Origin of the sequence: Acinetobacter sp. YH12144 (assembly GCF_013418345.1) — a bacterium.
Lineage (GTDB): Bacteria > Pseudomonadota > Gammaproteobacteria > Pseudomonadales > Moraxellaceae > Acinetobacter > Acinetobacter amyesii.
In genome coordinates this window covers 1-14842 of record NZ_VPCD01000027.1, presented here as the reverse complement: position 1 = coordinate 14842, position 14842 = coordinate 1, and the positions used below count along the sequence as shown (strand labels likewise).

General features: G+C 39.9%; 15 protein-coding genes and 1 pseudogene. 11 read left to right on the top strand and 5 right to left on the bottom strand.

Annotation, left to right across the window (positions count from 1 at the left end):
* The first annotated feature begins 3 nt into the window (after positions 1-3).
* From cyoC to alr, 10 genes are all read left to right on the top strand, one after another.
* Positions 4-624 carry a cytochrome o ubiquinol oxidase subunit III gene (gene cyoC, locus FTU79_RS14960; protein ID WP_078188581.1) on the top strand — a complete coding sequence of 207 codons (621 nt, stop codon included), beginning with the start codon at positions 4-6 and terminating at the stop codon, positions 622-624.
* Positions 624-950 (top strand): cytochrome o ubiquinol oxidase subunit IV, encoded by a 327-nt coding sequence (locus FTU79_RS14955; protein ID WP_078188582.1) that lies wholly within the window; start codon positions 624-626, stop codon positions 948-950. Before cyoC ends, FTU79_RS14955 begins: the two co-directional genes overlap by 1 nt.
* Positions 951-960: 10 nt before the next feature.
* Positions 961-1839, top strand: coding sequence for a heme o synthase (cyoE, locus tag FTU79_RS14950; protein ID WP_180051120.1), 879 nt, complete (start codon positions 961-963; stop codon positions 1837-1839).
* A gap of 103 nt (positions 1840-1942) precedes the next feature.
* On the top strand, positions 1943-4060 hold the full coding sequence (locus tag FTU79_RS14945) for a hypothetical protein (RefSeq protein ID WP_180007908.1): 2118 nt from the start codon (positions 1943-1945) through the stop codon (positions 4058-4060).
* Between the two features lie 6 nt (positions 4061-4066).
* Positions 4067-4855 (top strand): DUF3142 domain-containing protein, encoded by a 789-nt coding sequence (locus FTU79_RS14940; RefSeq protein ID WP_180007955.1) that lies wholly within the window; start codon positions 4067-4069, stop codon positions 4853-4855.
* Positions 4856-5012: 157 nt separating this feature from the next.
* Positions 5013-5399 carry a 30S ribosomal protein S6 gene (gene rpsF, locus FTU79_RS14935; RefSeq protein ID WP_004696436.1) on the top strand — a complete coding sequence of 129 codons (387 nt, stop codon included), beginning with the start codon at positions 5013-5015 and terminating at the stop codon, positions 5397-5399.
* Between the two features lie 12 nt (positions 5400-5411).
* Positions 5412-5639 carry a 30S ribosomal protein S18 gene (gene rpsR, locus FTU79_RS14930; RefSeq protein WP_004278792.1) on the top strand — a complete coding sequence of 76 codons (228 nt, stop codon included), beginning with the start codon at positions 5412-5414 and terminating at the stop codon, positions 5637-5639.
* A 9-nt stretch (positions 5640-5648) separates the two neighbouring features.
* The gene (rplI, locus tag FTU79_RS14925) at positions 5649-6095 is read left to right on the top strand and encodes a 50S ribosomal protein L9 (RefSeq protein WP_078188585.1); all 447 of its coding nucleotides are present in this window, start codon (positions 5649-5651) and stop codon (positions 6093-6095) included.
* Between the two features lie 237 nt (positions 6096-6332).
* Complete coding sequence (dnaB, locus tag FTU79_RS14920) at positions 6333-7772, top strand: replicative DNA helicase (protein WP_078188586.1); 1440 nt, start codon at positions 6333-6335, stop codon at positions 7770-7772.
* A gap of 48 nt (positions 7773-7820) precedes the next feature.
* Positions 7821-8894, top strand: a complete 1074-nt coding sequence (gene alr, locus FTU79_RS14915; protein ID WP_180007907.1) for an alanine racemase — start codon at positions 7821-7823, stop codon at positions 8892-8894.
* A 96-nt stretch (positions 8895-8990) separates the two neighbouring features.
* On the opposite strand, the gene FTU79_RS14910 is transcribed toward alr, so the two are convergent.
* Genes FTU79_RS14910 through FTU79_RS14895 form a run of 4 tightly spaced genes read right to left on the bottom strand, consistent with a single transcriptional unit; the run spans position 8991 to position 12691 of the window.
* On the bottom strand, positions 8991-9725 hold the full coding sequence (locus FTU79_RS14910) for a proteasome-type protease (RefSeq protein ID WP_180007906.1): 735 nt from the start codon (positions 9723-9725) through the stop codon (positions 8991-8993).
* A 17-nt stretch (positions 9726-9742) separates the two neighbouring features.
* Positions 9743-10522 carry a transglutaminase family protein gene (locus FTU79_RS14905; RefSeq protein ID WP_168377742.1) on the bottom strand — a complete coding sequence of 260 codons (780 nt, stop codon included), beginning with the start codon at positions 10520-10522 and terminating at the stop codon, positions 9743-9745.
* A complete protein-coding gene (locus FTU79_RS14900) occupies positions 10519-11121 on the bottom strand; it encodes an alpha-E domain-containing protein (RefSeq protein ID WP_168377743.1) in 603 nt (200 codons plus the stop codon). The genes FTU79_RS14905 and FTU79_RS14900 overlap by 4 nt, the downstream gene beginning before the upstream one ends.
* Before the next feature lie 22 nt (positions 11122-11143).
* On the bottom strand, positions 11144-12691 hold the full coding sequence (locus FTU79_RS14895; protein WP_168377744.1) for a circularly permuted type 2 ATP-grasp protein: 1548 nt from the start codon (positions 12689-12691) through the stop codon (positions 11144-11146).
* Between the two features lie 260 nt (positions 12692-12951).
* Between FTU79_RS14895 and FTU79_RS14890 the strand changes: the two genes are divergently transcribed.
* A complete protein-coding gene (locus tag FTU79_RS14890) occupies positions 12952-13950 on the top strand; it encodes a YafY family protein (RefSeq protein WP_180051117.1) in 999 nt (332 codons plus the stop codon).
* A 780-nt stretch (positions 13951-14730) separates the two neighbouring features.
* Here FTU79_RS14890 and FTU79_RS14885 read toward each other — a convergent pair.
* Positions 14731-14842: pseudogene (locus FTU79_RS14885) on the bottom strand (IS982 family transposase); the annotation flags it as partial.

Here is a 14842-nt window from a genome sequence, read left to right as displayed (position 1 = left end):
ACAATGGCTGAAGTACTTCATCACGACAACCACGGACATGACGAACATCATCATCACGATGATACTGACATCACTGTCTTTGGTTTTTGGACTTACTTGATGAGTGACTTGGTTCTTTTCGGGACACTCTTCATCGCGTTCGCTGTATTAAGTAGCCACGTTCCAGTGGGTACGCCAAGTGCACAAGAGCTGTTTGGTGAATCTTTAGGTTTCGTTTTAACTGAAACTTTCGCCCTTCTTATCTCTTCTGTAACTTTTGGTTTTGCTGTTCTTGCAGCATACAAGAAAAATGTTGGTCAAGTTTTAACTTGGTTAGCAGTTACTTGGGTATTTGGTGCAGCCTTCATTGGCATGGAACTTTATGAGTTCAATCATTTAGTTCATGCTGGTCATGGCCCAAGCACAAGTGCGTTCTTATCTGCGTTCTTTACTTTAGTTGGTACGCACGGTATTCACGTAACTTCTGGTTTGGTATGGATGCTTGTGTTGATGTTCCAAATCAAGAAATATGGTTTGACACTTCCAAACACTCGTCGTCTTGCTTGCCTAAGCTTGTTCTGGCACTTCCTTGACATCGTTTGGATCTGCGTATTCAGCGTTGTTTACTTGATGGGAGTTATCTAATGAGTCACGATCATAACTCTGCTGGTGCAGCTCACGGTAACGTTAAACAATATACAATCGGTTTTATCCTTTCTGTTCTACTTACCGTAATTCCATTCGGTATGGTAATGGCAGGTGGTTTTAGCCGCGGTCTATTGGTTGCCGTAATCGCGATTACTGCGGTTGCTCAGGTTCTTATTCAGTTAGTTTACTTCCTGCATATGAACTCTTCTTCAGAGCAACGCTGGAACGTGATTGCATTTGTTTATACAATCCTCACAATTGCTATCCTTTTAGTAGGTTCTGTGTGGATTATGAACTACCTTCACTTCAACATGATGATCTAAACTGGTCGTCATGCTGAAAAAGTATTTATTCCTGACTAAACCAGGAATTCTCTTTGGTAACTTTGTTACCGCTTTGGGTGGCTACTTTGTAGCTGCCCAAGGTTCTGTAGATTTCCTTCTGTTGCTTCTTACCCTCTTAGGCACCCTCTTTGTGGTCGCTTCTGGATGTGTAATCAATAACGTTATTGACCAAGACATCGACTCAAAAATGCAACGCACACAAAATCGTGCGATGGTAAAAAAATCAATCTCGATTCCTGTTGCTTTAGTTTTTGCTTTAGTTTTAGGTGTAATTGGTTTTAGCATTTTATGGTTCTGGGTAAATGCTTACGCTTTTCTTTTTGCTGTTATTGGTTTTGTCGTATACGTTGGTTTTTACAGCTTATGGACAAAACGAACAACAATCCATCAAACCATTATCGGCAGTCTTTCTGGCGCAGCGCCACCTGTAATCGGGTATACGGCTGTTGCAAACCAGTTTGATTTAGGTGCATTGCTGATTTTTATTGGTTATGCATTTTGGCAAATGCCTCATTCTTGGGGAATTGCAGTTTACCGATTTGATGACTACAAAAATGCAGGAATTCCAATTTTACCTGTAGCACGTTCAATTCATCGAACCAAGTTTGAATCTTTGGTTTACGTGATTTTGTTCTGCATCACCATGAACGGTTTATTCTTTTTTGGTTATGCAAATTGGATTTATATAATTGTCCTGAATGCCTTAAGTCTGTATTGGATTTATTTAACCATTCAAGGATTCAAAGCTGAAGATGATCAAATTTGGGCAAAACAATATTTCATGTTTTCAGTCAAATTGATCACAGTGATTAGTTTAATTTTTAGTTTTACTTCCACTGCCCCTCTGAAGCCAATTGTATTTTTTTAAAGAAGATAGAGTTTTACTCTATCTTTTTTTTATTTCTAGGCATCTTCAATCAACTTTCTCCACTTGATATCATTGCACCTACAATTATAAATAACTGTGCCTTATGTCTTCTCAACAAAAAATTCTTCGCTCTGCTCTTTTCACATCATTTATTCCTTTTGGCATTTTCTTTAGTGCACACAGTCATGCAGGTATGGATGTCTATTGTGAACCTTCGACTGAAATTCAGACCACTGCCTATACTGCATGCAATGAATTGCCTGCGCTCACGCCGGCAAATGACAATCAAACCAATATGCTGCTGTTGCTTAGCGATCTAGGCATTGCCAAATTTAATATTCAAGAAGAAAAATCCACTTTATGGACAACTAGCTATAGCAAAGTTCCTTTTGAAGTTTCCAGTCTTTTAGTGAATAGCCACAATAAATTGCCAAATGCACGCAAACCTCTAAAAGCACCAGATTTAAGCTATAACGAGCATTGCAATAGCCTGCAAAATGGTGCGCACGCGTTTATTCAACAAGTCAAAACGGACACTAAGCTTTCAAGCAGTGAAAAAGACATGTTGATCCATGAGCGTGAAAAAATTAATAATTGTGAAAACACATTAGCTTTACTGAGCGTGAATCCAAATTGGTCTGCCGCTGCACGTCAATATGTATCCTATCTAAATGCAACGATCTCTTTTTATAATACTCACTTTTCCACAGCGACTAAGATTTATTCAGTACTAACCAATGTTGATCAAGCGTGGTTAAAAGAAACTTCTCAATATATGCTTATTCGTAGCACCTTAAATGAAGCCTATCAAAGTGGTGTTGGTGAATATGGTGATTTAGTACATGACAAACTCAATCAAAACTTATTAACCACTTTTTTTAATAACATTACTCAGTACTTTAAGCTCTATCCGCAGGGTCAATATGCTGCAAGCGCACGCGGTTTATTAAGACGTGGTTTTTGGCTCAGCGGTAAACACGATTTACTGATCAATGAATATGTTTGGCAAATCAATCATCCAACATCCAGCGTCTATAATTTAGAATTGCCAAATCTACCTTATGAATTAGATCGACATGTTTTTCAAAGTAATAGACTCAATGTCAAAAATTTGAAAGATCCATTTTTTCTTAGCATTTATGACCTTATGCATATGCGCAAAAAAGAAATGGCCGATGATGTGGTCATTTCATGGGCTGAGTTAAACGCACAGAAAAAATATTTTAAAGATTCACCAGAACTGTTTCAGTATTTGCAGGCAAATCACTTATTTAATGTGCAAAACAAAGCACAAGAAGCACTCAAATATCTGCCACAACAAGTACCGAGCAGCATCAACAGTTATCTACAGTTGAGTCAGTTACTACTTAAAGGCCGTATTCTGGAAGCTAGTGGGCGAAATCAGGCCACTCAAAAATATTGGGAAAACCTACTTTCCATCAGCAAAACCGCCGAACAACGTGGATTGGCTGAACTTATGCTCTATCGCTACTATGCTCAACAGCAAAATACTGCACAATTTATTGGTTCTTCAGCCAAAATCAAGCAAGCTTATCTACAGCAACAATATTTAGTCGATGCAGCGAATGAACAAAGTTTAATGTCTGTAGTCAAAAATAACGTGGCCACACAAGATCAAAAAAATGTTGCGCTTTATACCCTACTAAATAAGTCATTGGCTTATCAAAACTTTGATTTATTTAACCAAGCGTACCGTGAATTACCAAGCAACGCGGCTCAATTTAATACTGAACAAAACACTGCGGAGAAGTTTCGCAATCAGCCACCATTTGCAAATTTCTTATGGAAAGGTGCAAGCGTGAGCAATTCGATTAAATGTCCTGACTTGGCAACTTTGACCCAACAATTGCAAGTCAACCCAAAAGACCTGAGCCTTAATTTATGCTTAGGTGAATATGTGCGTAGTTCACAAGCCTATAACATACTAAATCTCAACTACCTGCCTGATCATTCACTGCAAAGTTTCAAGGGTACTTATTTTGCCCGTGGCGATGTATATAAAAACATTATTAAAACAGGGACAAAATCTGAATTAACGGCTTATGCGCTGTACCGTGCCATTCAATGTTATGCGCCAAGTGGCAATAATGAATGCCAAGACAAAGATGTAAATAAGTCGGTTCGAAAACAATGGTTTGATCAAATCAAACGCGACTATCCTGAAACCAGCTGGGCTAAATCTCTAAAATATTATTGGTAATTGATGATGATTTTGCAGGTGATCAAGTGGTCAAGAACATTTCGACTTTTGCTTATCTTGAGTATAGCTCTGTGTACAGCTTGCACACCGGCCCAATCTGGAAATACACAACAAGCTCAAACCGAATTACAGCAATGTGTTGATGCAGCACATTATTCAAGTTTTTGGATTTGGGGCAATATTTCTAGTAGCCCCTACTTACAGCAAGCCTCAGAGCTTTATATTTTACAAGGTGAAATGAATTGGAATAAACCTTTAAAGCAATCCGAGTTTATCCCACAAGGTATTCAAGTCCTCCATAAACCACAGCAGAAAATTTGGATTGTAATCCGTAGCCATCATTTACAATGGTCAAATAACAATATTCAGCAAATTTTGCAGCGGCTTAAACATTGGGAAAATAACGGCAATCAGATCCAAGGCTTACAAATCGATTTTGACGCCAAAACTAAAAACATTCATCAATATGCCTTATTCCTTGAAAATATACGAAAGCAACTACCTCAAAAATATCGTTTAAGCATTACTGGTTTAATGGATTGGACCAATGTTCAAGATCAGCAAACGCTCAGTATATTGCGCCGCAATATTGATGAGATCGCCATTCAAACTTATCGTGGTAGTGCCACGATCGAGAATTACACGAGTTATCTGAATAAAGTCTCAAAATTGAAACTACCCTATAAAATAGGCCTCGTACAACATGGCCGTTGGCACGCACCTCAACATTTAATTAATGATCCTTATTTTAAAGGTTATGTGGTGTTTTTATTACGTACCGCTAATCGGCCTTAAACCATAAATAATTCAAGCATTTTAAATCCATGCCTTGTATTTCAAACCTAAACGCTCTAAAATTCACGCTTCGCAATTATTGCGACACAACTTTGGTTGTGACTCCTTGCTTCAATCAATTAATGATTGGGGCTGCCTAAACCGTAAGGAGCTGACAATGCGTCACTACGAAATCGTACTATTGGTACATCCAGACCAAAGCGATCAAGTTGTGGGTATGGTAGAACGTTACCTAACTCACATCAAAGAAGCTGAAGGTCAAATCCACCGTCTTGAAGACTGGGGTCGTCGTCAATTGGCTTACCCAATCAACAAGATCCACAAAGCTCACTACATTCTTATGAATGTTGAGTGTGGTCAAACTACTCTTGATGAGCTAGAAGAATTGTTCCGTTACAACGATGCAATCATTCGTAGCCTTATCATCCGTCGTGAAAACGCTATCACTGAAGAGTCACTATTGGCTAAGAGTGCTGAAGAAAAACGTGCGCGTAAAGCTCAACGTGAAGAAGCACAACAAGCTCAAGACTCTGCTGAAGCATAAGGAGAACATAACATGGCACGTTTTTACCGTCGTCGCAAGTTCTGCCGCTTTACAGCTGAGAACGTTACGTACATCGACTACAAAGATATCGACACTTTAAAACAGTACATCACTGAAAACGGCAAGATTGTTCCTAGCCGTATTACAGGTACTAAAGCTCGTTACCAACGTCAATTAGCGCTTGCTATCAAACAAGCTCGCTACTTGTCTTTGATCCCTTACACTGACAATCATAAGTGAGGTTGAGCTGTGGATATTATCTTATTACAACGCATTAAAAACCTTGGTAAATTAGGCGATAAAGTTTCAGTTAAAGCTGGTTACGGCCGTAACTTCCTTATCCCTCAAGGTAAAGCAGTTGCTGCTACTGAAGCTAACACTGCTGCATTTGAAGCTCGTCGTGCTGAACTTGAGAAACAAGAAGCTGAAGTATTAGCTGCTGCTCAAGCACGTGCTGACCAATTGAACGAAGTTAACATCGTAATCACTGCTAAAGCTGGTGACGAAGGTAAACTATTCGGTTCTATCGGTACTCGTGACATCGCTGACGCGTTAACTAATGCTGGTCTTGTTGTAGACCGCGCAGAAGTTCGTTTACCAAATGGTGCGCTTCGCAACACTGGTGAATTCAACATCGCAATCCAATTGCATCATGATGTTGTTGCAGAAGTTCTAGTTACTATCGTAGCTGAGTAATTTCTTGCAAAGAAAAGAGCATGCTTACGCATGCTCTTTTTTTATCTGTAAAAAATAGTGCTCCACTTTTTTACATTTTCAACTCTTCATTCAATTCAATGTGTGACGAATTAATCGGAAATACTTGTTCGCATTTCTGTAGAAAACGCCTATCATTTCAGTTTAATGAAGAGTTGAAAAAACTGTAATTAGCACCCATTTCCATCACATTAAATGGTTTCAGCATCAGGGATTTTTATGTCACAGGCGAATGCCAGCAAGCCAAACTCTACGCCAACAGCAAAAACCACAGAACAAAGTTCGTTGAAAGAGTTTCGTACCCCACCCCATAACCTTGCGATTGAACAAGCTGTGCTTGCTGCACTGATGACCGTTGCAGAATCATTTGAGCAAGTGGGTGATGTACTGACTGAAGCTGATTTTTATGCGACCCGTCATAAATATATTTTCCGAGCAATCGATCAACTATCAAAAGATAGCTCACCTTATGATGCGGTCTTAGTCAATGACTGGCTAATTAAACAAAACTTGCTCGATGCTGCTGGTGGCGAAGAATACCTGATGCAACTGATGTCAGATTCACCTTCTAGTTTCTATAACCTTGAAACTTATGCTGCAAAAATTAAAGAGTTTTCAACTTTACGCAGCATGATTAAAGTCAGCTCGGAGATTTTACAAAATGCCTATGACACCAAAGGTCGTACGGTCAGTGAAATTTTAGATCTAGCAGAAACTAATATTTTCTCTATTGCCGAGCAACACAACAACAACGCCAAAGCTCAAGGCCCTAAAGCCATTAACTCTGTCGTTGCTAGTGTATTTGATAAGTTGAATGAACTTTCTCAAACTGAAGGCAGTATCACGGGTTTAACCACTGGATTTGTAGAACTTGATAATAAAACCTCAGGTATGCAAGCAGGCGATTTGATTATTGTGGCGGCCCGTCCATCGATGGGTAAAACTACTTTTGCCATGAACTTGGTTGAAAGTGTGCTGTTTAATAACAACCTGCCCGCTCTAGTTTACTCTATGGAGATGCCCGCGGACTCGATTGCAATGCGTTTGATATCCTCGTTCGGTCGTGTACACCAAGGGCATTTACGTGCAGGTAAAATGGATGCAGATGAATGGTCGAAAGTAACCAGTACCATTGTGCATCTCCAAGAAAAGAATTTGTATATCGATGACTCGTCTGCACTACCTCCAACGGAAGTACGTGCCCGCGCGCGCCGAATTGCCAAAATGCACGGCGGTAAACTTGGCTGCATCATGGTCGATTACTTGCAGCTTATGAAAGTACCCGGTATGGGCGATAACCGTGTTGGCGAGATCTCAGAAATTTCCCGAAGCTTAAAAGCACTGGCTAAAGAAATGCACTGCCCAGTAATTGCACTGTCACAGTTGAACCGATCACTGGAAAACCGTCCTAATAAACGCCCAGTGATGTCCGACTTACGTGAATCAGGTGCAATCGAGCAGGATGCCGATTTGATCATGTTTATTTACCGCGACGAGGTTTATAACAAAGAATCTAAAGAAGCGGGTACTGCAGAAATTATTATTGGTAAACAGCGTAACGGTCCAATTGGCACTGTGCGTCTTGCCTTTGAAGGTCAATACACCAAATTTAGTAACCTCTCCCCTGAGTTTTATGCTCAGTATGATGATGAAGAGTAAAGACTTTTTATCATCCATTAATTCATCGACCCTGTAGGAGTATTTAGGGTGCGCCAAGCTACAGTTTATATTGATCAACAAGCACTTCAATATAATTTAAACCGTGTCAAACAACTTGCCCCAACCGCTAAAATTGTAAGTATGGTGAAAGCCAATGCTTATGGACATGGAGTTAAAGACTGCTTAGCAGCCTTAAAAGACAGTGATGCCTTCGGTGTTGCCTGCCTAGAAGAAGCCTTAGAAATTCGTGAACTGGGTTATGAACAACCCATTACGTTGATTGAAGGCATTTTCTCAGATGATGAAATGCAAATTATCATCGATAAAAAAATTGAATGTGTGGTGCATCATCAGCAACAACTAGATTGGTTACGTGCGCATAAAGAGGCCTATATCGCTCAAGGTCTGAAAGTTTGGGTCAAACTCAACAGCGGTATGAACCGTTTAGGTTTTAAAGTGCCTGAAATTATTGATGTCATTAATGCTTTAAAGGCGGAAGGTTTTACTTGCGTACTGGCGATGCACTTTGCCAATGCAGACGCAGAAAATCATCCTTTAAATGACCAACAACGTGAACAATTCTTACACGTAAAAGAAGCTTGTGCGCCAATCATGGGTTCGTGCTGTAACTCGGCTGCGATTTTCAAATGGCCAGAACTGAATTTTGATTTTGTTCGCCCAGGCATCATGCTATATGGCGCGACACCTTTCTCAGACCGTTCTGTAGAAGCATTAGATCTTAAACCGGTGATGACCTTTACCGCTGAAGTGATTGCTTTAAATACCATTCAAGCTGGTGAATCTGTGGGTTATGGATCGACTTTCGTTGCAGAACAAGAAATGAATCTTGCGATTGTGTCGATTGGTTATGGTGACGGTTATCCACGTGCCTTCCCTAAACAAAACTATGTATCCATCCATGGACAGAAAACGCGTGTGATTGGCCGTGTTGCCATGGATATGATTGCGATTGATATCACCGGTATGCATGCACCGATAGGCACTGAAGTTGAGCTTTGGGGCAAAGATCGTCTGGTTGATGACGTTGCAGAAGCGAACGGAACCATTGGCTATGAATTATTATGCCGTATGAGCGCGCGCCCTGTACGTAAATTAGCTTAATTACGCCAAATCAAAAAGCCCAGATCAAATCTGGGCTTTTTTTTATCTCGCTTTTTTTATTCACTTTTTAAATTGATCGATTTGTTGATCAAATGGTTATTGAAAATAGTCAGCTGTTGGTTTTGCCAATTCAATCAAACCCTGACGCAATGCTTCTGACCAGCCTTTACTGATCATGGTGAAATATGGGTCCTCTTCATAAATGCGCTTACCATTTGGTATTTCTAAACTGTCCTTTTTATAAACCAAAGCATCTAAAGGCATACCTACAGATACATTTGAGCGTATCGTTGAATCAAAAGAAATTAAGCTACAACGCATTGCTTCATCGAGTGGCATATCGTAACGCAAAGTTCGGTCGAGTATCGGCTTGCCATATTTGCTTTCGCCAATTTGAAAATATGGGGTATCAGGTGTTGCACAAATAAAGTTGCCTTGTGGATAGATGTTATATAACTGCATATCCGCACTGCCAATTTGACCGCCTACCAATAAACTACAGTAATAATTACTTTGTTCTAAAGTATCTGATGTGACATCTGAGATGACTTTTTTTAAGGTATGCCCGACCAATTCAGCCACTTCGAACATCGTATTTACACTATATAAATTCGGCTCTTGTTTGACCTCTAGCTGATTTTGTAAATGCCCGATGACCGCTTGTGTAGTAGCTAAATTCCCAGAGGTTTGGATGGTAATAAATCGCTCACCCGCAATACCAAAGGTATAAAGTTTACGAAAAACTGAAATATGGTCAACACCTGCATTTGTCCGTGTATCACTGATAAATACCATGCCATCTTTTAACCGTAATGCACAACAATAGGTCATTTTTATCCCTCAAATGATTAACAACTCAGCACTTGTACAATTGAGCTCATAGACTCAATACCACCTTTATCACGAACGCCTCGAACTGGAGCTACATCCCAGTAGTCCCGCCCAATCGCAACATAAATATGTGATTGTGGTGTAAATAGCTGATTACTGACATCAAAACAATACCATTTATTTTCGATATAGACTTCTACCCAAGCGTGACTGGCAAGGTGGCTACTATTCGGCACAAATAAATACCCAGAAATATAACGTGCAGGAATACCCAAATAGCGACACATTGCGATCATGACATGGCTATGATCCTGACATACCCCTTGCTTATGATGAAAAGCATCAATCGCTGAAGTATGTACCGATGTTTGATTCGATACATAGGGAATATGCGCCAATATCGCTTCAGCCAAACGAATCAGATTGGCACGATTGATACGAGGGACATAGCAATCGGCAAAACTTTTCATGTGAATATCGTACTGCGTACTCGGCGTTGGCTGTAAAAACAATTTCGGGTTTAAATCATCCGCATTTGAATCATTTGAACTCAAATTCATCTCTACGATGCCCTGCGCCATAATGGTCATTTGCAGATAAGGTTCGCGCTGCGTTGTGGTCAACCACACATTACCAAAAGTATCCAATTGCATATCACGCTGCCCCGGCACACTCACATCCCAATTTTGCACCTGTTGGTGTGCATTGGTGGACGGGGTCATTTTGATATATTGAATGCTTCTGTTTACCACATCAGTGTAAACATAATGGGTCTGATGGTTGATCATGAGCCTCATACAGCCACCTCAAACATATTTTGGATATGATCACTGAAATGGTAGAAGTTTTGGCTATTCGGCTGCTGTTTAAGTGCCAACCATGCCTCTTGCACGCTTTCCCATCCAAACTGAACCAAAGCCATGACAATATGTTCAATCTTCGCTAGGGTGTGTTGAATGTCCTGCTGCATGCGTAACTGGCGATCAAGCTGCTCTATGGCTTGTCCTAAACTAAAAAATAAAAATACATCTTCAGATTCGGACTCTAAAACATCTTGGCAATCTGTTACCACGTCACAGATATAACCTGGGTTATCACTCGCATTACGAATTAAACGGCTGAGTTCTGCATAACTTTTTGCTGAAAGTACACCCCTTAAGTCCTGAATATTACTTTGCGCATATTGAAATTGGCTGGAAAATGACGCCGGCTGCTCCGCATTTAAAACTAACTCATTCATTGAGTCGGCATCAAATGCTGGCAAACAAAAAGCATGTGCATAGTTCAATGCCGTATCGACATCTTGAAATGGAAAAATACTGCATAAATATTGAGTGCGTGCTAAATAACGCCCCAACCAAAAAATATGTTCTGCATTACTGTTTAATAAAATCATGTTTTGCTCCTTCACTGAAGTGCTATGAGCGTAAATCGTCTACTACCCATGTATCTTTAATCCCGCCGCCTTGCGAAGAATTCACCACCAATGAACCTGCTTGCATCGCGACACGAGTTAAGCCACCCGGTACAATTTCAGTTCGATATGGTGAACTCAGTACAAATGGGCGTAAATCGATATGGCGTTCCGAAACACCCGCCTCACTTAGGGTTGGGCTGACAGATAAATTTAAAGTCGGCTGTGCAATATATAAATGTGGTGCTGCGGCCACTTTATCTTTAAAGCTATTTAATTCTTGTAAAGAAGCTTGTGGACCGATCAGCATGCCGTAACCACCTGAACCCTGCGCTTCTTTGACCACCAATTTTTCGATATTCGAGAGCACATAATCCAATTCGTTCTGCTCACGACATTGATAGGTCGGCACATTTTTCAGGATCGCTTGTTCGCCTAAATAGAAATGAATCATTTTATCCACATATGGATAAATCGATTTATCATCTGCTACGCCTGTTCCCGGTGCATTTGCAATGACCACATTATGTTGCATATACGCTGACATGAGCCCTGCTACGCCCAAAGTACTGTCAGGTTTGAAACATAATGGATCGAGAAAAGCATCATCCACACGACGATAAATTACATCAACCTGTTGTCGGCCTTTAATGGTTTTCACATAAACCTTATCGTTTTCTACATAAAGGTCACGCGATGTCACTAAGGGTACATCCATCTCCCTTGCCAAAAAAGCATGTTCATAATAAGCACTGTTAAAACGCCCTGGGGTTAAAACCACGATAAACGGGTTATCGACGTAGGCATTTTCTGCAAGAATTTCACGTAAAAGCTGCGGATACTGCTCAATCCCCATGATGTTGCTTTGCTGGCAAAGTTCAGGCATCAGTTTTTGACTGATCTTACGGCTTTCTAGCATATACGACACACCAGACGGTGTTCTAAGATTATCCTCAAGGACGTAAAATTCGCCTGATTGATCTCGGATGATATCAATGCCACTGATTTGGCTATAAATTTTACCTTTTAGCCCATGCATATACATTTGTGGCAAATAGGCTTCATGGGTTAAGACTTGCAGTTCAGGAATAATTCCTGCTTTTAAAATATCTTGTTGATGATAGACATCATGTAAAAACAGATTGAGTGCTTTCACGCGCTGTGCGCAGCCTAGAGATAAATTATTCCATTCCTTTCGTGCAATCACACGCGGAATAAGATCATAAGGTATGGTGCGTTCAATGCCCTCATCTTCGCCATACACTGTAAAAGTAATGCCTTCATAGAGAAAATGTTGTTTTGCAACCTGATTTAGTTGCTTCAATTCATCAAGCGTATGCTGTGATAACCACTGCTCTATCCGTTGGCATGATTCTTTAGCTACCGTTTTGCTGTCGCGCATTTCATTAAAAAAATCCGAATTGAATTGATTAAACAGCGCATATCCTCGAGCAAGTGGTAAAGTTTTTAATGTAGAGACAGAAGTATTAACCAACTTTGCCTCATAACCCTCAATTCCATTTGAAGTTGTATTACGATTTTCTTTCAGCATAGCAACTCCATGTTTTTGTCATGTTTTGTAAATCAGATAAAGCAATATATATGCCATCAATACATATGCTGCTTCTCTTTGATTATTTATGCATCATTTTTGCAAAGTGGAACAGCATGTAACTGCTCAAGTTGTGTCAAATTGCGTTATTAAAATCATCTTAGTTTTTTTAGATGAAGACTTGCTTAACGCAGGAAGATTTCTTATTGTGTCCCACAGCATCATTTTATTCATTTAAGTCCAAGTTCAAGCACTAGATTATGTCTTCACAAGAAAAAGAAACGTCGAACAGCCTCTATCGTCAGTGGCAAATTCTTTCACGACTGTCCACAGGTAAGTGGATGGGTACGCGTGAATTACAAGAAATACTGAACCGTGAAGGCATTGATATCAGCCTACGCACCATTCAGCGTGACTTAAATCAAATTTCTCTACGTTTCCCAATTGAGAGCAGTAAAACAACGCCGCAAGGCTGGCGTTGGCGTTCTGATGCACCGATTCAAAGCCTGCCTCATATGACCAGCTCACAAGCTGTCACCTTTATGATGGTTGAGGAGCATCTAAAGCATTTGCTTCCGCCAAGCTTAATTGAAGAAATGAATCCTTGGTTTGACCTCGCACGTCGAAGTCTGTCGTCGCAAAATAATGTCCGTCAGTGGATTAACCGCGTGCGGATCGTGCCAGCTACTCAGCCATTGATTCCTCCTGTGGTTGAAAAAGCTGCACAGCAATCAATTTATGAAGGCTTACTGCAAGACAAACAACTCGAATGTCTGTATCAAGGTCGTGGACAACAAAGTGAAGAAAAGACCTATATTTTAAATCCACTGGCTTTGGTCCAAAAAGGTGCAATTATCTATTTGGTTTGCACACGTCATGACAAAACAGACATCCAAACCTTTGCTTTACATCGTTTTAAATCAGCTACAGTCTTAAATTCACGTGCATTACACCCTGTCGATTTTGATATTGATGCCTATATTGACTCTGGAGCGCTTGGCTTCCGTGTGGACTTCAATAAGCCGACTGAAATGATTCAGCTCAAATTAACCATGTCGGAATCAGAAGCAGTTTATTTTGAAGAAAGTCAGCTAAGTAAAGATCAAGTGATTCAAAAAACCGAAGATGGCTGGGTTGAAGTTAGTGCAACAGTACCATTTACCTCTCAGTTAACATGGTGGCTGCGTAGTTTTGGGAAAAAGATTCAGAAAATTGAACCTGAAGAAGTCGCTATAGTTGTACAACAACGCAATGATTAAACCGATCTAAGGTTTTCTGCTACCTTAAATACTAACTAATGTTACGCACATAAAAGTAATTTCGCATTTTAAAAATGATTTTTAAGTCTATTCGACGGAGTCTTACATCTAGGGTTTAAATAAAGGAATTAGCCTTCGGCTGGAGGTACTTTTGTTTCGGCAAAATGAGAAGCAAAGCTTCGCAAGGAAACCATCTTGCGGTGCAATGCACCTCACTGACAAAACTCGTTCACTAACGTCTACTTATTCAAAGTATCGCAAAAACATTTTTAAATAAATGTAGTCCTGTCTCAAACACTTGCGGATGACCTTACCGCGTATCATTCTTTTATTTGAGGTGACAACTTCTAACGCATAATGAATATCTAGTACATTATTTATGCTTAGATTTTCCCTTAAAATATCAACACATAAAAAAGTCCCAACGCTGGGACTGGATAATTTCTTAGAATATTTTTGTAATTTTAGTCGTTTAGGTCAAAGGAACTACAGCATAAGTATCTGCTGAATACCTTATGCCGTAGCGCTAATTTCTCATGGCTATAATCAATTACTGACATAGGCAGGCTAGGTCGGCATTATTATAACGAATAGATTTCATAGTCATATTCAGCACCTCGTGTTTAGAAAGTAAAATCACTTTAACCTCCATTTTGTACACTGTGAAATAACAAGAACCGCGCTACTTTTCATAAATTTTCTTAAAGAACATTTCTGCTTTTCTTATCTGATTTGGCTTTAAATGAAAATTTAAAAATTCTTATGTAACCCGAATCCCGCTTAAGCCAATGATTCCATAATTTGAATTGTTGGTTTATTTTGATGATTAAGTTGATATGCACATAACGATGCGTAAATCCCACTCAGAAATCCATGAATACTACGAGCTTTA

Coding starts and splice junctions, on each gene's coding strand:
- cyoC (WP_078188581.1), top strand. CDS start 4: ATGGCTGAAGTACTTCATCACGACAACCACGGACATGACGAACATCAT.
- FTU79_RS14955 (WP_078188582.1), top strand. CDS start 624: ATGAGTCACGATCATAACTCTGCTGGTGCAGCTCACGGTAACGTTAAA.
- cyoE (WP_180051120.1), top strand. CDS start 961: ATGCTGAAAAAGTATTTATTCCTGACTAAACCAGGAATTCTCTTTGGT.
- FTU79_RS14945 (WP_180007908.1), top strand. CDS start 1,943: ATGTCTTCTCAACAAAAAATTCTTCGCTCTGCTCTTTTCACATCATTT.
- FTU79_RS14940 (WP_180007955.1), top strand. CDS start 4,067: ATGATTTTGCAGGTGATCAAGTGGTCAAGAACATTTCGACTTTTGCTT.
- rpsF (WP_004696436.1), top strand. CDS start 5,013: ATGCGTCACTACGAAATCGTACTATTGGTACATCCAGACCAAAGCGAT.
- rpsR (WP_004278792.1), top strand. CDS start 5,412: ATGGCACGTTTTTACCGTCGTCGCAAGTTCTGCCGCTTTACAGCTGAG.
- dnaB (WP_078188586.1), top strand. CDS start 6,333: ATGTCACAGGCGAATGCCAGCAAGCCAAACTCTACGCCAACAGCAAAA.
- FTU79_RS14910 (WP_180007906.1), bottom strand. CDS start 9,725: ATGACCTATTGTTGTGCATTACGGTTAAAAGATGGCATGGTATTTATC.
- FTU79_RS14905 (WP_168377742.1), bottom strand. CDS start 10,522: ATGAGGCTCATGATCAACCATCAGACCCATTATGTTTACACTGATGTG.
- FTU79_RS14900 (WP_168377743.1), bottom strand. CDS start 11,121: ATGATTTTATTAAACAGTAATGCAGAACATATTTTTTGGTTGGGGCGT.
- FTU79_RS14895 (WP_168377744.1), bottom strand. CDS start 12,691: ATGCTGAAAGAAAATCGTAATACAACTTCAAATGGAATTGAGGGTTAT.
- FTU79_RS14890 (WP_180051117.1), top strand. CDS start 12,952: ATGTCTTCACAAGAAAAAGAAACGTCGAACAGCCTCTATCGTCAGTGG.